Below are 24,183 nucleotides of genomic sequence, written 5' to 3'. Positions count from 1 at the left end.
TCGTTAAAGCTTAAAAACGTCAAATGGTGCGCTTCGCTACGATTGGACGGCCGCGCCTGTTTCTATCAGCCTCTCGATTTTTTCATCTGGAACGCCCCAATCCGACAGAGCAGAACGCGTGTCAGCGCCGAGAATGCTTGGTTCGTGATGGATCGCGCCCGGCGTTCGCGAAAACCGCGGCGCCGGCGAAGGCTGAACACCAAATTTGGTGTGCGCAAACGTGCCGCGATGCGCATTGTGCGGCGCATCGGGCGCTTCGGCGAGTGTGTGCACAGGCATAATACAAGCCTCGGCGTCGTCAAACGCGCGTACCCAATCCGCACGTGTTTTGGCAGCAAAAATTGCGTCTAGACGTTCGATCATCTTTGGCCATTTGGCGGGGTTATGCTGTGACGCGAACAAGGGATCATCAGTAAGTCCGAGAACGCCGATGAAGTTAGAATAAAATTTCGGTTCGATAGCGCCAACACAAATGAATTTGTCGTCGTTTGTCTTGTAAACACGATAAAATGGAGCGCCGCCGTCAACGAGATTGGCCTCACGCTGATCGCGCCACAGGCCGACGTTAAACAACGAATATGTGAGCGCCATGTTCATTGCTGTACCGTCGATCATAGCCGCATCGACGACCTGTCCTTTTCCAGAGTGATTCGCTTCAAAGAGCGCGCAGACGAGGCCGAAGGCGAGCAGCATCCCCCCGCCTGCAAAATCGCCGACCAGATTTAACGGAGGAAAGGGTCGTTCCGCAGGCCCTGTCGCGTGCAAGGCGCCCGTCAGCGCAATGTAATTGATATCGTGCCCGGCTGTTTGAGCGAGCGGCCCATCCTGTCCCCAGCCGGTTATCCGGCCATAAACGAGCGCTTCATTCGCGGCTAAACATTGCGCCGGCCCAAGGCCGAGCCGCTCCATTACCCCGGGACGGAACCCTTCAATCAGCCCGTCGGCCTGCTGGCACAAATCGAGGATGACATCGACGGCCGCCGGATGTTTGAGATCAAGCGCAATAGAACGCCGGTTCCGGTTCAATATATTCTTGTCGTAGTCCAGTGGTGGGGATTCGTCATTTTCCTGCGTGCGGTCGATCCGAATGACTTCGGCGCCCATATCGGCGAGCATCATTGCGCAGAAAGGCCCGGGCGCAAGACTTGCAATCTCAATTATTCGGACGCCTTTCAAAGGCCCGGATGCGAAAGTTTCATAATCCACGGGAAATCCCTCTCATCAATCAGGCCGTTACAGTGACTTCAGCCAAGGAACGGTTGATAGTTGTCGGAAAATATATCCCGCCCGATTATGAGTTTCATGATTTCCGAGCTTCCAGCAAGGATTCTATTGATGCGTGCGTCAGTAAAACGCCGACAGATTTCAAACTCACGCATATATCCGGCGCCGCCATGCAACTGAACACCCTCGTCAACGACCCGCCATTCAAGTTCGCTGGTCACCAGTTTCAGTGCTGCAGCCTCGGGCGGTGATAAATCGCCAGCATTGTGTTTTGCAACGCAATGGTCGAGATAGCATTGAACAGCTTGAAGTTGAGCATGTAATTCGGCAAGCTTGAACTGAGTATTTTGCATGTCGGCGATACGTTTGCCGAATGCTTTGCGATCCATCACATAACTTCTTGTCAGGTCAAACGCCCTGTGCGCATTGCACATATAGCTAACAGATCCAATAAGGCGCTCCTCGACGAGGCCCTGCATGAGATATTGAAATCCTTTTGTCGGATCACTCAAAACATTTTCCTTCGGCACTTTCACGTTGTCAAAAAAAAGTTCGGCCGTGTCTTGAGCAACGAGCCCCATTTTTTCGAGGTTCCGCCCGCGTCGAAAGCCTTCCATGTCGCGCTCCACGCAGAGTAGCGCCATGGAGTGACGATCGTCAGTGTCGCCTGATTTTGCCGCCACTATGACCAGATCGGCATTGATCCCGTTCGAGATATAAATCTTAGACCCATTAAGGAGGAAATGGTCGCCCTTGTCCTCAACGGTGGTGCGCATCCCCGACAAATCGCTTCCGGCGTCTGGCTCCGTCATCGCGATGGCCAGAATAGATTCGCCGGAAACACACTTCGGCAGGAAGCGCTCTTGTTGCTCTGATGAGCCAAACCGCTTCAGATAGGGCCCGACCATCCGGCTGTGCAGCGTCGGAAACCATTCGCCGCAGTCTGCGCGCGCCACTTCTTCCATAATGATTTGCTCATAGCGGAAATCGGATTCGCCGATGCCGCCAAAGTCCTCATCGGCCCAGATCAGAAGGAAACCGTTTTCGCCGGCTTTGCGATAAATTTCACGATCGACGATGCCGTCCTTCCTATATGATTCCATATTCGGCGCCACTTCCCGCTCGAGAAAGCGACGAAAAGAAGCGCGAAATGACGATTGCTCATCGGTGAAGTTACGCATGACGTTAGCCTTAAGTTTAGGGTTTCTGCAGGGATGATGCGCTTTTCGGTGCCTGGGCTATTTGCCGTAATCGTCGTCCGGCCCGATCGGCGTCAGCCGTTCGCGCAATTTTGGTTTGACGATCTTGTCGAGAGTGGCGCGTGGAAAATCGTCCACGAAAATGACTTCCCGAACGACCTTGAAATCCGCAAGGTCTCGCTTGCATGCGGCAATAATGCCATCACGAATTTCATCCCTGTCTCCAGGTTTCGGGATCGCAAAAACAACGGGCACTTCATCGAGCATGTAATGCTTGCGGCCGACAACCGCACATTCTTCAATGAGTCCTGTTTTCATAATGACAGTTTCGATTTCCGACGATGCGACATTCTCCGCGCCGACTTTCAGCATATCCTTGTCGCGTCCGAGAAAGTAGAGATATCCGTCATGGTCGATGGAAATCATGTCGCCGGTTTTCAGCCAGCCTTCCGCATCAACGGCGTCACGGGTGGCTTCTGGATCGTTAAAATACTCTTTGAACAAAGAGACGCCGGGAACGCCTCGCACAAAAAGCGTTCCTTGTTCGCCGGGTCCGACCGGATTGCCATTTTCGTCGCGCACTTCTATATCGTAGCACGGTGCGGACCGGCCAATTGATCCTTCGGGTGGGGGCTGATGAAAGTTTGAAATAATCCCTTGTGTGATTGTTTCCGTCATGCCCCAAGCGCAAACTACGTCGATGCCAAATTTCTGACAAAGCGGCGTTGAATAACCGCCGATCATCCAAAAGCGGTAGTCATGGTTTTTTGGCGCCTCGCGTTGCATCAGCGGGTATACGAGGAATGGGATTACAAATGTCCAGGTGCATTTGTTCCGGATCGATACGTCCCAAAAACGCGAAACAGAAAGGCGCGGTTGCAAGACGATTGTGCCACCAACCCACAAAGTTGTCATCGTGGAATAAGAAACGGCGTTGATGTGGAATAGAGGAGAGAAGACGAGGGCGATATCTTCACTTGAAACCAAGAAGTTCCGTGCATTCATTTGCGCCCCCCAGATAAAATTGCCGTGGGTGAGGAGCACTGGTTTCGGCCGAGACGTTGTGCCCGACGTGAATTGAATGAGAAAATCCGCGCTGGCGTCCGGCGCACGTTTCGGTGGCGTCGGCCGCGGTGAAAGACAGCTGTCGAAGGGGATGTAATCAGAAGCGTCGAATTGAGACGCCGCAGCGCCGGAATTATCCTCGGTGACGATTATGAAATTCAGGCTGGGCGCTGATTCAGCGATCAGCGATGCAAATGCGGGTTGAGTGATTGCGGCTGTTATGCCGGCTGCATCGACATAATATTCAATATCGCGCGCAACCGATCGGGTGTTTGTTGTGACCGCCACAGCGCCGATGCGCGCGCAGGCGAAAACAGCTATCAGAAATTCTGGACAGTTTTCCATATGGACCAGCAACCGATCGCCCGCGGCGACGTCGCGCTCTAGAAGAGCCGCTGCGAATCGATCAGCACTCTCCCGTATTTCGGAATAGGTCCAGCTTTTTGGATCGCCTTCAAATGGCTCCCACACCAGAAAAACTTTCTCCGGCGTTCGCTCCGCCCAACGGTCCAGCATCCAAGCGACATCCTGACCGTGAACCATCAGCCGCTGTGCTTCCGCGATTGCGTCGAGTATTCTTTTTGGGCTGGTCGACGTGCGGTTAAGCATCTTATGAATTCTCCCAAGGCAGTTTATCGCTGTCTTTTTGTGCGCGGTTTCCTTGATCCACTTTGTAATTGCTCGCTGTTAAATTTGATATACGAAAATCTGATATCATCTATCGATCTTAGCGTGTTGCTCCAGACCGTAAGTGCGCATGATTATTTCTATAAGTCGTTCGAGAAATATCATTATTGTGCAGCGCAACAAAACGCACTTTTGCACAATATGTAAAACATAACGCGGCGGCGAAACATTAAAAAGCAATCGGGAGGGATACTCATGTTTTGGCACAAAAGGGCGGCTGCGTTACTGGCGTCGGTTTCGGTTTCGACAATTGCATTCGCGGCAACAGCGTATGCGCAACGGGCTTCAGATGCGTTGACGGACGAAATTATTGTAACGGCGACTAAGCAGGTCGGCGGCGTCGCCGCACAGGACGCGCCGATTGCAATCTCTGTCTATGGGGAAGAGCAGCTTGAAGCGTTGCGGGTGAGCGATCTTGAAACGCTTAGTTACAGTCAGCCGAATGTGTCGCTTGAAGATGTCGGATCCATACAAGGCACGGCGAATTTCTCGATCCGCGGGCTGGGCATAAACAGTTCAATCCCTTCGATTGATCCTACAGTAGGCGTTTTTGTCGACGGGGTTTATCTCGGCACGACCGCCGGTTTGCTCTTCGATACATTCGATATGGAGGCGATTGAGGTATTGCGGGGCCCGCAAGGAGTTCTTTTCGGACGCAATGTTACCGGCGGCGCGGTGTTGATCCGGACGAAACGCCCGACAGATGAGTTTGAGGCAAGCGCGCAAGGCGCGTGGGAAACCGGCTTGAACCAGGTGTACCAGGCGTCTGTTTCAGGGCCGATCGTTCCTGGGGTTCTGAAAGCGAAAATTGCTGCCTATTACAAAAATGATGAAGGTTTTTGGACAAACGAGCTTGATGGTTCTAAGCTGGGCGAAGTGGAAACGATTGTTGTACGTCCGGTCGTCGAATTCACGCCGAGCGAGAATGCTGAATTTATTGTACGCTATGAACATGGAGAATCCGAAGGCCACGGAACAATCGCGCAAAACAGGGCCCTGTTCGAACGGGGCACCGACCGCGTAACGACGGACGCGCCAGGGTTCATGGATCATGAATGGGACCAGGTGAGTGCGGAAGCCAATATCGACGTCCCGTTCGGCGATGGCGTAATCACGAATATCTTTGGCTGGCGTCAATATAGTTCAGCATCGCAAAGTGATTTCGACGCCACGACCTTGAACTTGTTGCTTTTCGGGGAGATCACCGAGCAAGAGCAGTTTAGCAACGAACTTCGATACTCAGGCCGGTTCTTCGATCGTCTCAATTTCACGCTTGGGGGATTCTGGTTCGATCAGGAGCTGAAGTATCAGGAAACGCGCTTTTTGTTCCAGGATCCCAGCCTCGCGCCGGCACAGGCGATAGGGGCGGTGCCCGGACCTCTCTCCTTTTACGGAGGCGGCATCCAGAACCATCAAGTCCTCGGCGTTTTTGGACAAGCAGCGATCGATTTGACTGACGCCCTGACGCTCGACCTTGGTTTGCGCTGGAGCCACGAGGAAAAGTATGTGCAACTGGCTACGATCGTGCCGGGGCCGGCTTCTCCGGATTTGTGGAGCATCCCCGCTGGGGCCTGTAATATCCATGCAGATGATTGCTTCTTCAATTTAAACGCCGATCCCACATTCGATCCGGAGGAAGATTGGAGTAACCTGTCTCCTAAGATTGGCTTGCGGTATTCCATTGCAGATAATGCGCGGCTTTATGGCCACTGGAGCCGCGGCTTCCGTTCCGGCGGATACAATCTGCGCAACACTGTGCCGACGGCGTCGCCCGGTCCGTTCGCTGAAGAGCAAGTCGATAGTTTCGAGCTCGGATTCAAATCGGAGCCCTTGCCCGGGGCGATATTCAATGCTGCGATCTTTCACACCAGCATTTCGGATATGCAACGTGAGGTCTTGTTGTCAGACCCGATTTTGGGGACGATCCAGATCATCACCAACACTGCGGACGCGAAAATATTCGGGGTTGAGTTTGAAACGCAGTATTCACCGGTGGAAGGGCTGGTCCTGAATGCTTCGGTCGGCCACCTTGACGCAGAGTATACTGACATTCTCTTTGATATAAGCGGCGACGGGGTGGTGAATCAGATGGATCTGGCGCTTGCGCTTCCGCGCGTTCCAAAACTGACTTACAATGTCGGGTTCGTTTATGACCATGATATCGGCAATGCGGGATTTTTGACTGCGCGCGCTAATTTCAATCATCGCGACAGTCAGGCGTTTACAGATAATAATCGCGGAATCCTGAGCGGCGGTGATATGTTGGATGCGTCCTTGTCTTTCACGACAAACGGCGGCGGGCTGCGTTTCTCCATATATGGCGACAACCTGCTCGACGAGATTACGGAGGGTTCGGACTCGCAAACGCCGTTCCCGCCGGGTTCGACGAATGGCAGCCACTCGCCGTTGAATAAGGGCCGCGTGCTCGGGGCTTCGGTTAAAGTGGCTTTGTAGCCGTTCGCAATAGCGGCAAAAAACCAACCGCCAGGGCCTACGCCGCGAACCCGCTTCACGGCGTAGGCAGGCGGAAACGAATTGTTAGGAGATAAAATTTCGTGTCTTTTGAAGGCAAAGTCGCACTGATTACTGGCGCCGGCAACGGGCTTGGCAAATCACACGCACTGATGTTCGCCGGGCTTGGCGCGCGCGTCGTGGTCAATGATTATGGTACAACCGTCCAAGGTGCGGGCGCTGACAAATCGCCGGCCGAGGCGGTGGTTGACGAAATAACGGGCAAGGGCGGCGAAGCCGTCGCGAATACCGACTCTGTTGAATCGGGTGCGCGCCTTGTCGAAACCGCGATGGATGCCTTTGGTCGCCTCGACATCGTGGTTAACAACGCCGGATTTCTGCGCGATATTTCGTTTCATAAAATGCGCGAGACCGACTGGTTTGACATCATCAATGTGCATTTGAACGGCGCATTCAAGGTCAATCGGGCGGCATGGCCGTATATGCGCGAGCAGAATTTCGGACGCATTGTCAATACCGCATCCGCGGCCGGCATTTACGGGAATTTCGGGCAGGTCAATTACAGTTCGGCAAAGCTGGCGCTTCACGGCATGACGCAAGCTCTCGCGATCGAAGGCCAAAAACGCAACATTTTCGTCAATACGATAGCGCCGGCCGCCGCTTCCCGGCTCACTGATACCGTCATCAGCCGGGAGCAGACTGCAGCATTGCGTCCGGAGTTGGTTAGCCCTCTGGTCGGTTACCTTTGCAGCGAAGAAAGCTCGCAGACAGGGGGGCTCTTCGAAGCGGGCGCAGGCTGGTTTGGAAAGCTGCGTTGGGAAAGGAGCCGCGGCGTCACTCTGAAAGGGGAAATAAAAGTTGAAGATATCGCCGCCAATATCGATCGGATCACTGATTTTTCCAACGCAATGCATCCGCAGAATATCGCGGAGGCGTTTGCGCCATTCGGCGAAGCCATGGGCGCTGCCGTCTCTGAACGATAACGACGACGCATTAGTATGATAGATCGCTCATTTATCGGCTTCGAAATGGAGCCATTCGACGCTACCCTTGAAAAGGGACAGATGGAGTTGTTCGCCAAAGCGCTAGGTGAGAAAAACTCGATCTACTGCGACGAGGCAGTCGCCCGTGCTGAGGGGTACGCTTCCATTGTCGCGCTGCCGACTTACTTAATTCGCCTTGGCACGCGGGACGATCTAACATACGGCCTTTTTGACAAACTCGGCATTGATCTGGCGAAATTGTTGCATGGTGAGCAGGAATTCATCCTAGAACGCCCCTTGTGTGCTGGAGAAAGCTTGCGAGGCGTGAAGAAGATTATCGACATTTTTGATAAAAAAGACGGCGTGCTTGAATTCGTCGTTACTGAAATTCAGTATCATGACGAAAAAGGCCAGTTTGCGGGCACTGATCGGTGCTCGTTCGTAATTCGGAATCGCTGATTTAGGGTGCGAAAACATGAATGAGCAGACGCGCAAACTCGGATCACTGCAGGTCGGCGATACGCTGCCAACGCTTCAAACGGGTTCGATCTCGCGCCACACCATTGCCCTCTATGCAGCCGGTTCGTCGGATCTCAATCCGATTCATACCGATATCGATTTCGCAAAAAACAAGGCGGGACTGTCCGACGTCATCGTGCACGGAATGTTCGTCATGGGATATCTTGCGAAAATCGGAACCGAGAATGCGCCGGCGGGCGCCATTCGCCGGATTAAAACCCAGTTCCGGGCCATGACGAATGTGGGTGACAATCTTCATTGCATCGGTAAGGTTACAGACAAAAAAACTCATGACGGCGCGACGATCTTGACTTGGGCGCTTGCCGCGACGCGCCAGAGTGACGGCGTGGTGGTGGCGACAGGCGAAATTGATATTGCTGTTGGCGCCGCATAGCGGGCAACGCACGCGAAACGCATCGGAGTATTGACGACGATTATGGCTAGAGGTGACGAAACAACCGGAATCACCGCTTTTGGGATTTATGTTCCGTCAATGCGCTTGCATCGAAAAGCGATGGCGAGTGAAGTCGGATGGATTAATCCAGCCTTGAACGGATACAGGCACGGCGTCCGCGCGATCTGCGACTTTGACGAGGACGTGATTACGATGGCGGTGGAGGCTGCGCGTCATTGCAAGGACTCGGAGGCGCTCGGCGAGATATCCGCCATTGTCGCCGCTTCGACGACGTTTCCGTTTGCCGACCGGTTAAATGCTTCCGTTATCGCGGCCGCCGCCGGGTTGTCCAACTGCGTTCAGGCCGTTGATATAGCCAATACGCAGCGCGCCGGCGTGTCTGCATTTCGTGTAGCGGAACGCCTGAGTGCGGCTGACGGCGCGCCGCACCAGGTTTTGTGCGTTGCCGCAGACTGTCGCCGCGGACGGCCGGGCAGCTTGGTGGAGATGACAAGCGGTGACGCAGCGGTGTCGTTCGTATTTGGATGTGAAAACGTCATTGCACGTGTCATGGCGCATAGGGTTTCAACAGTCGACTTCGTCGATCACTATCGCCGCGCCAATGAGGCGTATGAATATGGCTGGGAGGAGCGGTGGGTTCGGGACGAAGGATACCGGAAAATCGCACCGCCGATCCTCACTTGCGCAATGGAAGCCGCCGGTGTTTCTTCTGCGGAAATCGACCATTTCATTTTTCCGTCAACAATCCGCGGCGTCGCAGGCGGACTGGCGAAAGCAGTCGATATTCGCGATGACGCGGTGCGCGACGACTTTCAGGATGTTATCGGCGAAGCTGGCGCTGCCCATTCTCTTCTAATGCTTGCCGATACGCTTTGCGCCGCTGGCCCAGGCGAAAAAATTCTTATGGCGGGCTTTGGCCAGGGCTGCGAGGCGATCGTGTTGGAAACGACGTCGCTGATCAAATCGATTGGCGATCGACAAGGTGTTCGCGCGCTGGCCGAAAGCGATCAGCACGAGTTGTCATTCATCCGGTACTTGTCCTTCAACGGACAATTGGAACCGGACTTCGGGCCGCGGGCGGAAACTGACCGAAAAACCGCGCACAGCGCCGCCTATCGTCATGCGGATAGAGTTGCGCGGCTGATCGCCGGAAAGTGCGAAAAATGTGGAACGGTTCAGTTCCCGAAAGCTAAAATTTGCGTCAATCCGAACTGTGGTCATGAAGGCAATCAATCTGACCACGCATTGGCGCAGGAGGCGGCGGTCATAAAAACTGTCACGACAGACTGGCTCGGGTTTTCGCGCAATCCGCCGAACCGATATGGCATGGTGGAATTCGCCAGCGGCGCGCGCATGATCCTAAACTTCACGAGTGCGCCGGATGAACCGCCAGTAGGCAGTGAAGTCAGTATGGTCTACCGCATCCAGGAATTCGATCCCTATCGGAAATTTCATCGCTATAGCTGGAAGGCGAAGTCCGCCGATGGGCCGCGTAATGGAGACATAAAGTGACAAGCGGAATTCGCGACAAGGTCGCCATCATTGGCATGGGGTGCAGCAAGTTTGGCGAACGCTTTGATTGCGACGCGCAAGACCTCATGCTTGAAGCCTTCATTGAGGCCAGAGCGGATGCCGGCATCGAAACCAGCGAAATTGACGCGGCCTGGCTGGGCCATGCCATGCCCGATCTCGGCATGGGGCCGACGGCGACGCCGGCATCAGTCGCCTTGCGGTTGCAGAATATTCCGGTGACAAGAGTGGAGAACGCCTGCGCCACTGGAACGGAGGCGCTACGCGGCGCTGTTTATGCGGTGGCGTCGGGCGCTGCGCGCATTGCGTTGGCAATTGGCGTTGAAAAACTGAAGGACACCGGGTTCGGCGGTTTGCCTGAGTTCGATTTTGGACCGCGCGCGAGTCTGTTTGCCCCGTCTATGAGCGCACCCGGCGGTTTTGCGCAGCTTGCCGCCGCCTATGGCGCCAAGCACAAGGTCAACGCTTCCGACCTGAAACGCGCTATGGCTCACGTTTCATGGAAAAGCCACGAGAACGGGGCCGTCAATCCGAAAGCGCATCTGCGTCGGCGTGTGGATATGGATACGATTATAAAGGCGCCGATGATCGCTGCACCGCTTGGACTTTTTGATTGCTGCGGCGTCAGTGATGGCGCGGCGTGTGCGATTGTCACCACGCCGGAAGTGGCGGCCGGTCTTGGAAAAAAACATGAATCCGTGATGGTCAAGGCGTTGCAGTTGGCCGTATCGAATGGTGTTGAAGCGTCGCACTCCTCTTGGGATGGGGCCAGCATAATTACAACGCGTAGCGCCGCCAAACGCGCGTATACCGAAGCCGGCGTTGAAAATCCGCGCAAAGCGCTCAGCCTCATCGAGGTGCATGACTGTTTCTCAATTACGGAATTGGTCACCATGGAAGACCTGTTCCTTTCCGACGAGGGATCGGCGGTCGTTGATGTGCTTGACGGCTTTTACGACCGGGAAGGGGGAGTTCCCTGCCAGGTTGACGGCGGACTAAAGTGTTTCGGTCATCCGATCGGCGCGTCGGGGCTGCGGATGGCGTATGAAGTTTATACGCAATTGCTCGGCAGGGCCGGCGAGCGGCAATTAAGCAGTCCGACGCTCGGATTGACCCATAATCTCGGCGGCTTTCCGCATGAGAACGTAAGCGGTATCGGAATTTTCGGCCTGCCCGGAGTTTGAAGCGCTTGCCGGCTAGGACAAAGTGCGAATAACCAGAATCGATACATTGCCATGAGTAATTGATTGGTCGCGTGACTTTGCAAATAGTCGGCCCCCGCTTCTTTGCATCACGCTTTAATTTCCCCCAGGAGTACGGCGAAATTCAGGGCGTGCGAGATAATCAAGCGCCGCATCGACGAATATGTCGTTCTGATCACCGGTAAGCATGTGCTGCGCGCCCTTAATCTCCGTAAAATGGATATGGGGCGCAATGTCGCGGAAATGCGCCGCAGCTTCCTGCGTGACAAGTTCGCTGTTTCCGGCGCGCATGAAGTGAACAGGAATTATCAGACTTTTTGCCGCGTCAGTCAGCTCGCGCTCAAATTCCGCTGGCTCAAGGTGAAGCGTTTCGACAAAAGCTGGGTCCCAGTGCCATCGCCACCGCCCATCTTCACCCTGACGCAAATTTTTCTGCAGACCGCTGGTCCCTCCAGAGGACCGGTTCTCGGTATTCGGCCGCGGAAAGTGTTTTGAAAGGAAAGCAGCTGCCTCGCTTACATTTTCAAATCCGTTTTTTGCGGCGCCGAGCATGAAATTCCGGATCGAACAGAACCCGTGTTCACTGATCTTTGGGGCGACATCAACCAGCGTGAGAGATGCAAACCCATCCTGACGGATTTTGCCCGCCGCCACGAGCGCGGCGACGCCGCCGAGCGATGCGCCGATAAAATGCGGCTTGACCCCGGTTCGTCTTCCCATCCAGTCGCTAAGAACGAGCGCGTCCCGGGCGTAATCAGTATAGGAATAGGTGCCTCCCGGTGCGCGGTCGCTGTCTCCATGTCCGCGCAAATCGGCGCAGAGAACAATATAACCCTCTCTGGCGAAGGCGAACGCAGCGCCAGACCATGCATGGCGGGTCTGGCCGCCGCCCGGCGAAAGTATGATTGCGCCCTTATCGGGCCTGCCGAATTGGCTGGCGACGAGCGCGCACCCGTCAAATGAGGTAATGGCGATTGTCTCCGGTTCGCCGCCTTGCTGATATGGCGTCATTGACGCCTAGTCTGCGGAATACGGAACATGCGTGCACTGCGTGCTCCTCGCGGTAATACGCTACGCGATTGCGGTTCGGGAAGCAATGCGCCTAGCATGCCGATAAGGTCTTCCTTGACGATCTGTATTGGTTCAAAATCACTCATCCCACGGAAGCTTCACGTTCTCAGAGATATATAATTTAAGATCGCGTTTTTGCAACTTGCCGGTAATTGTTCTTGGAAGCTCGTTCATGAATATAAAATGTTTTGGGCATTCCTGTTTGCTGAGATTCTCAACGCAATGGGCGTTCAGTTGCGCGATACAATCCTCATCGCTCAGCTGAACCCCGTTTCGCAACACAATGGCGGCGATGACAGCCTCGCCCCAGCGCGGATGGGGCACGCCGACGACAGACGATTCGGAAACAATCTCGTTTTCCGCGAGCACTGCCTCGACTTGCGCAGGAAATACATTTACGCCGCCTGTGTTGATGAGAAAATTTCGTCGGTCAAGAAGATAGACAAACCCATTCTTATCAATGCGACCAATGTCATTTGTCTTCAGCCAGCCATCGGCGTTCAACACACCCGCCGTTTCCTCCGGCTGATTGAGATAGCCGCTCATTATCGTATCGCCTTTGAGGTAAATAACGCCTGCCTCGCCGGCCGGAACTTCCTCGCCGTCATCATTGCATATTTTGTAGTCGATAAAGGCCGCAAAACGACCGGAAGAGCGCAAAATATGCTCCTCTCCGGCAAGGGCCCGTCGATGGTCGTCCGGCTGGAGGAAGCAGGCCCAGGCGACGCACTCTGTCATTCCGTAAAGCTGCACGAGATTCACTCCAAGCGTATCGGTTGTGCGCCTGATCAATGCAGGTGTCGTTGGAGCGGATCCATAAGCGATGGTATGCAGCGAGGGGAGGGAGAGATCGTTTTCCTTGAGATAATCGAGCACTGCCGGAATCATAGCAGGAACGAGCAGCGCGACCGTTGCTTTGTGTCTGTTGATGTCGTCAACACAATCCCCGACGTCGAATACGTCCGTAGGAATAATTGTACCTGACCCGGATGCAAGGCCGAACAGTCCGCCGACAACGGCGACCCATGCAGATTGCGCAGGCATGTAATATCGATCGTTTGCAGATATGCCATAATAGTGGGGCGCGTAGGTAATTTCAGTAAGGATCGCCTTGTGAGACAATATGACAGCCTTGGGATGCGCCGTGGCGCCGGACGTGTAAGTATGTAGGAGAGGCGCGTTCTCGTCGAAATCGGTCGCGACGAGTTCTGGCGCCTTTTCAATTAGAAGTTCGTAATCCGTGTCAAAGCCGTGACCTACACCCAGGCCGATGATATCAATCGACAATGCTTTAAATTCATCGTTGCGAGGTTCAATCAACGGCCAACACTTGTCCTGCACGACGCATACGGTAACGCTGCTGTTTTTCAGGACATGAAGCATTTCACGCGAACTATATCGCCAGTTTACGCCCACTCGGACCGCGCCGATGATCATGCAGGCAAAGAAATGTTCATAAATCTCGATGCATTCCTTGGCCAGAATGGCTACCCGGTCTCCCGGACGGACGCCGCGCGCCTGAAGGGCGCCGGCGAGGGCGAGAGACCGGCGATAAATTTCTGACCAAGTAATTGTCCGCTCGCCCTGGTGAAAGGCGATCTTGTCCGGGTAATGTTCCGCGCAGCGACGTAGATTATCTCGAAGCATTCGCATTTCCGTTGTTGGATGGCGGCCGCCGCCCGGCGTCGATGCATGAGCGGCGTGCATGAAAATCAGCCTAGAAAATAGGCGGGACTAATCTAGAAAGAGACCAATAATTCGCCGCCGACTACGCGCCCCTTGTTCAAACCGGCATAGGTGCCTTGCTGGCCCGGCGGAAATCCGAGAGGATTTTCCGACCCTTCCGTCACATCATTCAGAAGGTTTTTGCCGTAGACAGAGAAACGAATATTCTCATTTACAGGCGAAAAGCTCACGGAAGCGCTTAATATGTCGCCCGGGCTCAAGACGCCTACATTGTTATCTGAATAATATGACCTGTCACGGTGGCTGAAATTCACACGCGCCGTCGCATGGCCGATATTGTTCACCGGAAGGTCTAGAATGGCTCCGACCCCATATGTCCATTTCGGGGCGCGGGGGAGTTCGAGATTTAGATCCACGTCGTCGACGACGCCGTCCTGAGTGATGTCGAAGAGCACGTTGGTGTATTCTGCATCCGTGTGGCCGGCGAATCCGGTCAGGACGAAATTGTCAGTCACGAAGATCTGCCCGTCCAATTCGAAACCGCGAATGCGCGCGTCGGCAGTGTTTTCAATGATCTGGATCAGGCCGCTGACAGGATCCGGAAAAATTACTTCGCGCTGCATGTCAGAGACGTTGTTCCAGTACAGCGCCGCGTTAACGGTCGCGCGACCGGAAAGCGTTTGGGCCTTCAGGCCGAACTCGAATGCGTCGATTGTTTCCTGATCGAACGGACCGGGCAGGGCGACCGGCGAGGTGTTGCGCAAGTTATAGCCGCCGGATCGATTGCCGCGAGACCAGTGGAAATAGGCTTGTGCATCGTCACGAAAATCCCACTGGAAACCAATTTTAGGGCTCAGCGCAGAGAAATCCTTCTCGGGATCAAAATTTGGATCGGCGTTGACGTTGAATACGCAATCGTTATCGGGGAGGTTACATGCGCCCGGTGGGATGTCGAAGTCATTTGGCGACGGCGGCCCCGGTACGATCGTGGCAATATTGACGCTCTTTTCTTCATAAGAATATCGAAGCCCCAAGAGAAGAGACAAGGTAGGGGTCAAAGCAATATCAACATGGCTAAATACGCCATAAGTTTGATGATCTTGGATGCCCCCACCGTAAAACGAAAGCGGTCCCGGAACCGTTCCCAAGGCTTGTCCTGGCGCTAGTATCGGGTCCTGAAAAAGAAACCGTACTTCTTCGTAAAGTACGTCCTGACTAAAATAGTAAAGCCCAAGTGTCAGTTCGACGATGTCGCTGAATGTTCCAGCGTATCGGAGTTCGTTACTGATCTGGTCTTGCTCGGTGTATTCGCCAAATTTGAAATAATCGACTGCGGTGCTGTCCGGGTCGAATATCGAGCGAGAGTTGAATTTGCGCCACCCGAAAATATTGGTGATCGTACCCTCGCCAAATGCGACATCGAGGTTGGCTTCCGCCGTCACCATATCCCATTCCTGATTCAGGAAGCCCGGATTGCCGATTTCAAGATCAAAAGTATCGCGATCGTAAAGCGCGCGATTTTGGCCGACGCCATGGCCGTCTTCAGTTTCGCCATGTTCATAGCGGACGTAAAGATCAAAAGATTCGCCGAGAGTCAGCTCGATTGAAGGCCGAATGGAAAATGATTGGCCCGGATTAAACTTCTCCCCGGTAGCCAGATTGGTGAACCAGCCCTGATCATCATTGAACATGCCGGAAATTTTAGCATTCAAGACGCCTGGGATAAGTGGAGCGGAGACGGCTGCCTGGTAGACTTGGTTCAACCCCGACTCCCATTGGCCTTTCGCCTTGAATTCAAATTCGTCTGAAGGACGCTTCGATTTAATCAACACCGCGCCACCCGTGACGTTGCGGCCGAACAGCACGCCCTGAGGTCCGCGGAGGATTTCGATGCCTTCGAGGTCGAAAGTATCGAACGTCGCGCCTGTCGTAATGCCGAGATAAACGCCATCGACAAATACGCCGACAGCAGGATCGATTGAAGGAATCGAGCTGTTCACGCCTAGGCCGCGAATGGAGAAATTCAAGGCGCCGCCGACCGAATTGATGTTCTCCAATGTCACATTCGGCTGGCTGAAGCTGAGATCTGATATGTCCTTGACCAATAAAGCGTCCAGCTGCGCCTCGCCATAGGCTGTCACGGCCAGCGGCACTTCTTGCACGTCTTCGGCTTCTGATTTTTTTGTCGCTGTAACGACGATCGAGTCACGAAGCGCATCTGTCGCCTGCGCCAGTGCAGGCGTTAGGCTATTGGCCGCATTGCATGCGAAAATTGAACCGGCCAGAATCATTCTCAAGCGTCGTTGACGCCGAATGAACGCAATAGAGGCATACCGATCCGTCATATTTCCCTCCCAAGAAATATTAGGGTAATACGCGTCTGGTTATTAATTGCGCGCTGATGTTAATTTTGGTACGAACTAAAAATAATTCGCAATGCGCCGGCTGAGATAACTGATATATGGAAGAGGAATATCTCGCGACGCTCAAATGGCCCGCGGCTTTGAGCGTGACCTAGCCGGGTTCGAGCCTAATGTTCGGGACTGCGCAATAAATAGCGGTGTGGGCAGCGCTTTAAATGAGAATTCCGAACACGAAAAACGAACAATCTGAATCGATGTTTCGAGCTAAATCATTGACTGGCCGCAAAACTTTAAAAAATCCGGCACACAAGGCCTGCGATGCGAGCTAAACTGACGCGCCGCCGTCGATGACGATATTTTGGCCCGTCAAGAAGGTGGAGCCTGGGCCGGCCAGAAATACCGCCATCGGCGCAATGTCCTCGGGCAAACCTAGGCGTCCGACAAAGGTTTCACGTTCAAAAGCGGTCTTCAGTTTCGAGTTGGCGATCGTCGATTTTGAAAAATCGGTTTCGATCACGCCGGGCGAAATTGCATTGACTCTGATATTGCTCGGGCCCAGTTCACGAGCGTAATTGCGCGCCAGTTGGAGCATCGCCGCCTTCGAGACGGAATAAGCGCCGATATGATCATAAGCGCGAAGCCCGCCAATCGATGCGATATAAATGATCGAGCCGCCGCCGATATTCTGCATATGCGGGACCGACGAACGGGTGAGCCAGTGGGCTGAAAGAATGTTATTTTTCAGCACAGCTTCGAAGTCCGGATCGGGAGCGTCGCGCATAGGTCCGAAATAGGGTGAGGAAGCCGCATTACAGACGACACAATCAAGCCGTCCGAAGGTTTCGTTAGCCGCCTCTACAAGGCCTTCCAGCGCCTGCCTGTCGGCAATATCGGCTGCGAAAGGAAAGGCAACGGTGCGGCCTTCCGCCTCGTTTATCCGATCGGCGGCGGTTTCACAAGCCTCGCTTCGCCTGGAAGAAATCACGACATTATAGCCGGCGTTCGCCAATTCAGTCGCAATCGCATTGCCGATCCCGCGCGTGGAACCGGTAACGATTGCCGCCCGGCCGGTCTTCTCGATAGGAGTCGTCATTTAGGTTCTTTTCTCCCTTTCGCCGCTGGCCTTTTTTATGGCGGCGGGTCGCTTCTGGTTTTTCTTGGCGCCACCCATAAATTTCTCGACGCTGCCGTCCCAGTGGATGTTCTGAACGACTGAAAAAATCTGTTCTCGCAGCCACCGATGAGCCGGATCCTTGTGAAACCGTTCATGCCAGAGCATTTTCACGTCGATCGACGGCAATCTTACGGGATGTTCGTAGCCGCATAAATCGGGCGGCCCGTCCTTCAGGGCGAGACCGAACGCTCGCGGCACGGTGGCTAACAAATCCGTGCCTGAAACGATATGAGGGATCGACATGAAATTCGGAACCCGCACCTTTATCCTGCGATCGATGCCGAGCGCGTCGAAATTCTGTTCGAGCAGGTAAAAGTGCCCGGTGCCGCGCGCTTCCGCGACAACGTGACCTGCGGCCTTGAACGCCGCTATCGAGATGCCCTTCGCCACCTCCGGATGGCTTTTCCGTGCTAGGCAGATGTAATCGGTCGAAAAAAGTTTGCGCTGAAAAAATCCGACATCCAGATAGGGCATGTATGCGATTGCGAGCTCGGCAAGCCCGCTCTTAAGGGCGTCCGGCGTTTCATGGGTCGGTAGATTGATCGCCCGAAAAGATATTGTGGGACTGAAGCGTGAGAAGGCGCGGATTATTGACGGCAGAATAGTCGTCTCTCCAATGTCCGTCATGATAATTGTGAATGTGCGGCTGTCGGCGTGAGGATCAAATTCCCGGACATCCTTCAGCCCTCGCCCGATCGTATCAAGCGCGTCGCGAATGTAGGGGTATAGATTCTCCGAAAAGGGCGTCGGCGCAACGCCATGACTCTCTCGAACGAAAAGAGGATCGTTCAGGGCTTCGCGAAGCTTGCTAATCTGCCCGCTCGTCGACGGCTGAGTCATCCCCAGATCTTCGGCCGCCCGTGATACGCTCCCCAGCCGCATAACGGCGTCGAACACGCGCAGGAGGTTCAGGTCCAGCCCCCTGATATTCGTTTTGCTGATATCATCTATTCGCATCAGACTTCTTTACTTTCATGGGCCTGGAAATAGTTTCGTGAAGATGGATATGCAGCGCCCGTTGAAGTTAAATGCCGTCATTCAAATGAAGTTCTCGGCACCAGAAAGTAGAGACAGATTGAAATATGCGCAAGCATATTGTGTATGTGCATCAATTCAATAATCGCTCCAGCCACGCGAATGGCGTTGAAAGGATAGAAAGGAAGTCGCATGAGTGTTCAAAACGCGATTGACTATTCGACGATTGTGAAAGACGGCATCATCAACAGCCGCGTTTATAAGGACGAAAAGATTTTCGAAGACGAAATCAGGAAAATCTTTCATAACGGCTGGAGCTTCGTCGCCCATGACTCGGAAATTCCGAATCCAGGCGATTATGTCCGTCGCAGCATTGGTAGAGAGCCATATCTCGTCATCCGCAATCGCGACGGCGAAGTTAATGTCATTTCGAACAAATGCACGCACCGCGGCACGCTTCTATGTCAAGAAGAAAGGGGTAATGTGCGCGGTGCGATCACTTGCTGGTATCACGGCTGGGTGTTTGGTTTGAATGGCGACCTTAAGTCGGTTCCTTACGGTGCGGGCTCCAAAGACCTCGATCACAAGTGCCTGCCAAAGGCGACCGTTGGTGTTTACAAGGGGTTTGTCTTCGCAACATTGAACCCGAATCCCGTCGATTTTATGGATTACCTCGGCGAAGGCGCGAGTCTGATAGATCGCGCGGTGGAAAGTTCGCCTGTCGGGAAAATCCGATTGAACGCAGGCTGGGCAAAATTTCTGTACAAGACAAACTGGAAACTTCAGTGTGAGAACAATATCGACGGGTATCATGTGAACTATGTTCACGCTTCGCTCGCACGTTCCATCGAGTCACGTTACAATGAAGCTGTTCTCGCTGGTGAGGACGAATTAAAGACGACCGCGGTCGATTGGGGGAACGGGCATTCAGAGCTGTTTCTCGCTGCCGGGTTCTCAAGCGATCTGGAGTGGCTCGGTTACAGCGATAAAAAACCGATGAAGCCCTTCGCCAAGGCGTATTGCGACCAGCTTCGTGAAGCTTACGGCGACAATCGGGCATCGCGAATCATCCATGATGGACCGCCGCATGCCCTGATCTTTCCAAACCTGTTTCTGGCCGAGACCAATATCGTTTATTACGAGGTCGATCAGGTCGGCGTAACGGTGCAGCGCCACACGCCAATGCTGCTCGAAGGTGTTTCTGACGAAATGAACACGCGCATTATTCGCCTCTGTGAGGCGGCTCTTGGACCGTCATCCTTCTTTCTTCCTGATGATGGCGTGATCACCGAGCGTCAGGATTTGGCCTTCGATGGGGGTCCCATGGAGATTGACCTTCGAAGGGGCATGGGTCGGGAAGACAGAAACGGTATGGGTGTGATGGAGTCGCATGTGACCGATGAAGTGACGAATCGCGCGTTCTGGAGTCGCTACAAAGAAGTGATGGTCGCTTGACCAGGTAGCGGTGCGGCGGAAAGCGCCGTCATGATGACGGCTTAGCTACGAGGATTAATTATGGTTTCTGATGAAGAATACAGAAGCATCTGCAACCTGTTGTACAAAGAGGCGCGTTTCGCGGACAATGCTCAGTACGATGATTGGGAAAGCCTGTTGACTGATGACATGGAGTATTGGGTTCCAATCAATCGGGAGGATCCAAATCCGGCAACTCAGCTCTCTCTCCTTTATGACAACCGTTCGCGCGTTTCCACGAGAATCCGAATGTTAAAGACAGGCGTTCGCCATGCGCAAGTGCCGCCGTCACCAATGACACGACTGATTTCCAATATTGAAGTCGAATCTCTCAACGAGTCTGAATATAAGGTTTGCTCTGCTTTCATGCTCGGCGAATTACAGATTCAATCGACCAAGGACCTGCATTGGTGGATCGGGCGGACGGAGCATATTTTCCGGCGCGTCGATGAAACCTTGAGAATCGCACGCAAGCGCGTCGACCTTATTAACTCCCAAGAGGCTGTGCCTTCCCTTGCTTTTCTGATCTAACCGGCGATGTTTCGGTTTAGAGTGTTTCAGCGGGGAATCGGGCAACTGGAGTGATATGACGTCAAAGCGAGTCGATAAGCCAATTGCAAAAATCTGCGGCCTGGGTTTTGCCGAACTATCGCGCGAATATTTGAAGTCGCAAAAAGCGTTAGCTTGCGACGCTATCATCGCAGCTGTTGCTGACGCCGGCCTTCAGAAAAGCGATGTAGATGGCGTAGTAATCAATCGCAGCGATACGAACCCATCCGATGACTTGCCGTTACGGCTTTTCGATGATCTTGGCTTTCGCGACCTGACATTTGGCAATGTCTTGGCTTCGCAGGCTGCATGCGGCGTGCAGATGATTCAATATGCAGCGATGGCGGTTGCGAATGGAATGGCGGAAAATGTTGTCTGTGTCTTTGCCGATACGCCAATCCTGCCAAAGCGGAGAGGCGGTGATGCCTACGCAATCGATTTAGCGCTGACGAATATTCCTGGCTGGGAGCGGCAATACGGACTTTACGGCGCAGTGGGTGCCTATGGTTTTGCGATGCGCCGCTATATGGAACTGTTTGGTGTCGGCGCGGAGACATTCGGTGAAGTGGCGCTGGCGGCGCGTCAATGGGCGCGACGCAGTCCGCTCGCGTTTCAGACTAAACCGATGTCAATGGACGATTATCTGAATTCAAAGCTGATCGCCGATCCGCTGCGCATGTTCGATTGTGCGTTCCCAGTCAACGGCGCCGGCGCCGTAATTGTTTCCGCTCCGGAAGGCGGTGGCGGCGAACGAAATGGCGCCGCGTTTATCTGGGGCATGGGCCAGGGGCACCGCGGCTATCTCGCCTATTCCGATTACGAAAACGAGACTGACACTCCGGCCAGGGTCGCGGGAAAGAAAGCCTATCGAATGGCCGGAATATCTGCGCGTGATATTGATCACGCGCAGATCTATGATGCTTTTACGGTTACAACGCTCCTCGGTCTTGAAGGATATGGGTTTTGCGAGCGCGGCGAGGGCAAGGATTTTGTTGCGGACGGCGCCTTGGCGCCCGGCGGGCGATTTCCAGTTAATACCGGCGGCGGCCAGCTTTCCGGTTATTATCTTCAGGGGATGACACAGGTTTCAGAAGGTTATCTTCAGGCCGCGAATCGCGCCGGTGATCGGCAAATCGGAAATAATGGATGGTCCTTGGTCACTGCGCAAGGCGGGCGAATGGATTATCATGCATGCCTAGTTCTTAGTCCGGAGAAAGTCCGTTGACGGAAGAAAGATTTTTTCGCGATGAGCAAAATATCGCCTTCTGGGAGGGGGTAGCCCGAAACGAGTTGCGGCTGAAAAAATGCAGCGTATGCGGCGTCGTCCTTGCCCCGGGCGCAACTTTCTGTTCAGAGTGTTGGTCCAGTGAATTGACGGAAATGAAGGCGTCTGGATACGGAAAAGTTCATAGTTTTGTCGTTTATCACCGGGCATTCAGCGAAAATGAAACGCCGCCATATGGCGTTGCGCTGATTGCGCTCGAAGAGGGGCCGAGGATCGTTTCCGCCGTTACTGGTGGCGTAACGGCGCATGTCGGCGATGACGTCGAAGCCGTATGGTCTGTCGCGCCGACTGAGGGCCCGACGCTCAGCTTTTCCGTCGTCAATGAAGCAGGCTGGAAGAGGGAGGATTAAAATGGCCGTAACCGGTGTATTAAGACCAGGATTCATTCAGATTCGCGTCATGGACCTCGGCGAGGGAATTGTTCATTACCGGGATAATCTGGGATTGGACCTGGTAAGCCAGGATGGCGAGGTCGCCTTTTTGAAGGCGTATGATGAATTTGACCGACATTCCGTCGTGCTAAGGCAAGCGGATGAAGCAGGTCTGGATGTATTAGGGTTCAAGGTCCTCACCGAGGAGGCGCTCACCGTTTTTGCAAAACGTCTAAAAGGCATTGGCGTCGAGACGGCTATCGTTCCGGCTGGTGCTTATCCGGGTGTCGGTAGGCGCGTTCGCTTTTCGATTCCAACGGGGCATACGATTGAACTTTATTCAGAGATGGAGCTTTCTGGCAATGGGCCTCAGACAAAAAATCCCGACATCTGGCGACACGAACCGCGGGGTATGCGCATTTCAAGATTCGACCACTGCGCGGTTCTGGGTGTGGATATCGCAGCTTCGGCTGAGATTTTCGAAAAGGCGCTTGATTTTGTCGTAACCGAGCGCGCGACTGATCCAGAGGGAAACGCTATCGCTATATTTCTCACCTGCTCAAACAAAGCGCATGATATTGCGTTCCTAACAGGCCCCGCCGACGCGAAGTTACATCATGCTTCTTTCCTTGTGGAATCGTGGAACGATGTGGGCCATGCATGCGATCTGATCGCCCAGCGAAATATATCGCTTGATATTGGGCCGACCCGTCATGGTATAACCCGCGGCCAAACAGTTTATTTTTTTGATCCATCCGGGAATCGGAACGAGTGTTTTGCGGGAGGTTATCAACACTATCCGGATAATCCGGTTCGGGAGTGGACGGTGGACCAAATGGGGAAGGCTATTTTCTATTACGAAAAAGAAGTTCATGATCGATTCACTTCAGTGATGACGTGAATGCAGTGAAATTGCATGGCTGGCGTCCCGCGCGAAGAGTGCCGCAATCCGAATGCATTTTTCCAAATAACAGGTAATCATGTTGTGGAATCGAAGAGCAGCGCGACGTTTCAGATTCGAGTGATGGGCGCAGAGCCTGTCGGCTGTTCGGTCGGCGCTGATGTGCTTTCGGCTCTAGAGTATGCTGGCGTAACGCACATTCCCGTCGGCTGCCGAAGGGGTGGATGCGGTGTCTGTCGGGTCAGAATTCTCAATGGTGAGGTCGTGCGAAAAAAGATGAGTCGGGCGAAAGTGTCCGTCGCCGACGAAGAGAAAAACTATGCGCTCGCCTGCTGCATTTTCCCACGCTCCGATCTGACAATCACTCCGGCGCCGCTCGACAAGAATGCCTGAATAAATCAAAAAGCCAATAGCACAATCCACAAAAGCGCCAAAACCGACTTCGACCGTGAAAAATAGGGGAGTCTCTTCGGTAATGCGGCTTGAGCGAAAGGAAAAGAATGAAAAATGTGTTGCGTCTATGCGCCGAGTCGGAAGTCATCGAGGGGGTGCCTGTCTCTGTTGAAATCGAAGGCATTCCGCCCCTCGCGGTCTATCGCGTTGATGACGAAATCTACGTTACTAACCGTACTTGTACGCACGGAGATGCAGATCTCACTGAAGGGTTTCAAGAAGGTGACCTGATCGAATGCCCGTTCCATGGCGGATCGTTTTCAATCAAAACTGGAGGGGTTGTGAATTTGCCGTGCTCAGTTCCATTGAAAACCTATTCAGCGCAAGTTGTCGATGGGTTTGTGTGCATCGAGAAGCCTGAGTGACATCCATAACGTAGGACAGAGTTAGCCGCCTTCAAGGAAGCAAGATGGACAGAACATGTTGTTCATCAACGGCGATCAGGTTTATGATGGCTTTTCTTATCTTGCGAAATGTTCAAGAAATCTTGGCGCGCTCGTCATCAACGAGTTCCTGGGAGCGTTTACGCTTTCATATTGCGGGATAGTGTGGCCGCAGATGGCATAAAGCTTGACCGGACACATTT

21 protein-coding genes and 1 pseudogene are annotated in these 24,183 nt (G+C 53.7%); 14 read left to right on the top strand and 8 right to left on the bottom strand.

From position 1 onward, the window contains the following. Positions 1-36: 36 nt before the first annotated feature. The 3 genes from CW354_RS18215 to CW354_RS18205 are packed head-to-tail and all read right to left on the bottom strand — an operon-like array spanning position 37 to position 4,097. On the bottom strand, positions 37-1,206 hold the full coding sequence (locus CW354_RS18215; RefSeq protein ID WP_104831498.1) for a CaiB/BaiF CoA transferase family protein: 1,170 nt from the start codon (positions 1,204-1,206) through the stop codon (positions 37-39). 38 nt (positions 1,207-1,244) lie between these two features. Beyond that, positions 1,245-2,405: an acyl-CoA dehydrogenase family protein gene (locus CW354_RS18210; protein WP_104831497.1), complete on the bottom strand. Its 1,161-nt coding sequence runs from the start codon at positions 2,403-2,405 to the stop codon at positions 1,245-1,247. Positions 2,406-2,462: 57 nt separating this feature from the next. Further along, positions 2,463-4,097, bottom strand: coding sequence for a class I adenylate-forming enzyme family protein (locus tag CW354_RS18205; RefSeq protein ID WP_104831496.1), 1,635 nt, complete (start codon positions 4,095-4,097; stop codon positions 2,463-2,465). Between the two features lie 273 nt (positions 4,098-4,370). Here CW354_RS18205 and CW354_RS18200 point away from each other — a divergent pair, with 273 nt between their 5' ends. The 6 genes from CW354_RS18200 (at position 4,371) to CW354_RS18175 (ending at position 11,278) form a co-directional block, all read left to right on the top strand. Beyond that, complete coding sequence (locus tag CW354_RS18200; protein ID WP_104831495.1) at positions 4,371-6,629, top strand: TonB-dependent receptor; 2,259 nt, start codon at positions 4,371-4,373, stop codon at positions 6,627-6,629. A gap of 101 nt (positions 6,630-6,730) precedes the next feature. Continuing rightward, on the top strand, positions 6,731-7,630 hold the full coding sequence (locus CW354_RS18195; RefSeq protein ID WP_104831494.1) for an SDR family oxidoreductase: 900 nt from the start codon (positions 6,731-6,733) through the stop codon (positions 7,628-7,630). Between the two features lie 15 nt (positions 7,631-7,645). Continuing rightward, the gene (locus CW354_RS18190; protein WP_104831493.1) at positions 7,646-8,089 is read left to right on the top strand and encodes a MaoC family dehydratase N-terminal domain-containing protein; all 444 of its coding nucleotides are present in this window, start codon (positions 7,646-7,648) and stop codon (positions 8,087-8,089) included. A 16-nt stretch (positions 8,090-8,105) separates the two neighbouring features. Then, entirely contained in the window at positions 8,106-8,543 is a 438-nt protein-coding gene (locus CW354_RS18185) for a MaoC/PaaZ C-terminal domain-containing protein (RefSeq protein ID WP_104831492.1), read from the top strand. 30 nt (positions 8,544-8,573) lie between these two features. Beyond that, positions 8,574-10,076: a zinc ribbon domain-containing protein gene (locus CW354_RS18180; protein WP_133162371.1), complete on the top strand. Its 1,503-nt coding sequence runs from the start codon at positions 8,574-8,576 to the stop codon at positions 10,074-10,076. Beyond that, positions 10,073-11,278, top strand: a complete 1,206-nt coding sequence (locus CW354_RS18175; RefSeq protein ID WP_104831490.1) for an acetyl-CoA acetyltransferase — start codon at positions 10,073-10,075, stop codon at positions 11,276-11,278. The genes CW354_RS18180 and CW354_RS18175 overlap by 4 nt, the downstream gene beginning before the upstream one ends. A 114-nt stretch (positions 11,279-11,392) precedes the next feature. Here CW354_RS18175 and CW354_RS18170 read toward each other — a convergent pair whose 3' ends face one another. The 5 genes from CW354_RS18170 to CW354_RS18150 all read right to left on the bottom strand — a co-directional run bounded on the left by CW354_RS18170 (position 11,393) and on the right by CW354_RS18150 (position 18,547). Then, the gene (locus tag CW354_RS18170; RefSeq protein ID WP_104831489.1) at positions 11,393-12,307 is read right to left on the bottom strand and encodes an alpha/beta hydrolase; all 915 of its coding nucleotides are present in this window, start codon (positions 12,305-12,307) and stop codon (positions 11,393-11,395) included. A gap of 138 nt (positions 12,308-12,445) precedes the next feature. Next, entirely contained in the window at positions 12,446-14,074 is a 1,629-nt protein-coding gene (locus CW354_RS18165) for a class I adenylate-forming enzyme family protein (RefSeq protein WP_104831488.1), read from the bottom strand. A 32-nt stretch (positions 14,075-14,106) separates the two neighbouring features. Next, positions 14,107-16,398, bottom strand: coding sequence for a TonB-dependent receptor (locus CW354_RS18160; RefSeq protein WP_104831487.1), 2,292 nt, complete (start codon positions 16,396-16,398; stop codon positions 14,107-14,109). A 343-nt stretch (positions 16,399-16,741) separates the two neighbouring features. After that, positions 16,742-17,509: an SDR family NAD(P)-dependent oxidoreductase gene (locus CW354_RS18155; protein ID WP_104831486.1), complete on the bottom strand. Its 768-nt coding sequence runs from the start codon at positions 17,507-17,509 to the stop codon at positions 16,742-16,744. After that, complete coding sequence (locus CW354_RS18150) at positions 17,510-18,547, bottom strand: LysR family transcriptional regulator (RefSeq protein WP_104831485.1); 1,038 nt, start codon at positions 18,545-18,547, stop codon at positions 17,510-17,512. 210 nt (positions 18,548-18,757) lie between these two features. Between CW354_RS18150 and CW354_RS18145 the strand changes: the two genes are divergently transcribed. The 8 genes and pseudogenes from CW354_RS18145 (at position 18,758) to CW354_RS18115 (ending at position 23,962) form a co-directional block, all read left to right on the top strand. Then, complete coding sequence (locus CW354_RS18145; protein ID WP_104831484.1) at positions 18,758-20,020, top strand: aromatic ring-hydroxylating oxygenase subunit alpha; 1,263 nt, start codon at positions 18,758-18,760, stop codon at positions 20,018-20,020. Between the two features lie 60 nt (positions 20,021-20,080). After that, positions 20,081-20,569 (top strand): aromatic-ring-hydroxylating dioxygenase subunit beta, encoded by a 489-nt coding sequence (locus tag CW354_RS18140; protein ID WP_104831483.1) that lies wholly within the window; start codon positions 20,081-20,083, stop codon positions 20,567-20,569. Between the two features lie 55 nt (positions 20,570-20,624). After that, on the top strand, positions 20,625-21,812 hold the full coding sequence (locus CW354_RS18135) for a thiolase family protein (protein WP_104831482.1): 1,188 nt from the start codon (positions 20,625-20,627) through the stop codon (positions 21,810-21,812). Next, a pseudogene (locus tag CW354_RS24145) lies at positions 21,809-21,949 on the top strand (hypothetical protein); the annotation flags it as partial. The gene CW354_RS18135 and the pseudogene CW354_RS24145, both read left to right, overlap by 4 nt. A gap of 18 nt (positions 21,950-21,967) precedes the next feature. Further along, a complete protein-coding gene (locus CW354_RS18130) occupies positions 21,968-22,222 on the top strand; it encodes a Zn-ribbon domain-containing OB-fold protein (RefSeq protein ID WP_243396462.1) in 255 nt (84 codons plus the stop codon). A 1-nt stretch (position 22,223) separates the two neighbouring features. Further along, positions 22,224-23,144, top strand: a complete 921-nt coding sequence (locus tag CW354_RS18125; protein WP_104831480.1) for a catechol 2,3-dioxygenase — start codon at positions 22,224-22,226, stop codon at positions 23,142-23,144. 15 nt (positions 23,145-23,159) lie between these two features. Next, on the top strand, positions 23,160-23,537 hold the full coding sequence (locus CW354_RS18120; RefSeq protein WP_207764903.1) for a 2Fe-2S iron-sulfur cluster-binding protein: 378 nt from the start codon (positions 23,160-23,162) through the stop codon (positions 23,535-23,537). A gap of 107 nt (positions 23,538-23,644) precedes the next feature. After that, entirely contained in the window at positions 23,645-23,962 is a 318-nt protein-coding gene (locus CW354_RS18115; protein WP_104831479.1) for a non-heme iron oxygenase ferredoxin subunit, read from the top strand. Positions 23,963-24,183 lie beyond the last annotated feature (221 nt).

It is taken from the genome of Hyphococcus luteus (assembly GCF_002943565.1).
Taxonomy (GTDB): domain Bacteria; phylum Pseudomonadota; class Alphaproteobacteria; order Caulobacterales; family Parvularculaceae; genus Hyphococcus; species Hyphococcus luteus.
The sequence above is the reverse complement of the archived record's forward strand: the minus strand, read 5'-3'. Positions and strand labels throughout refer to the sequence as shown.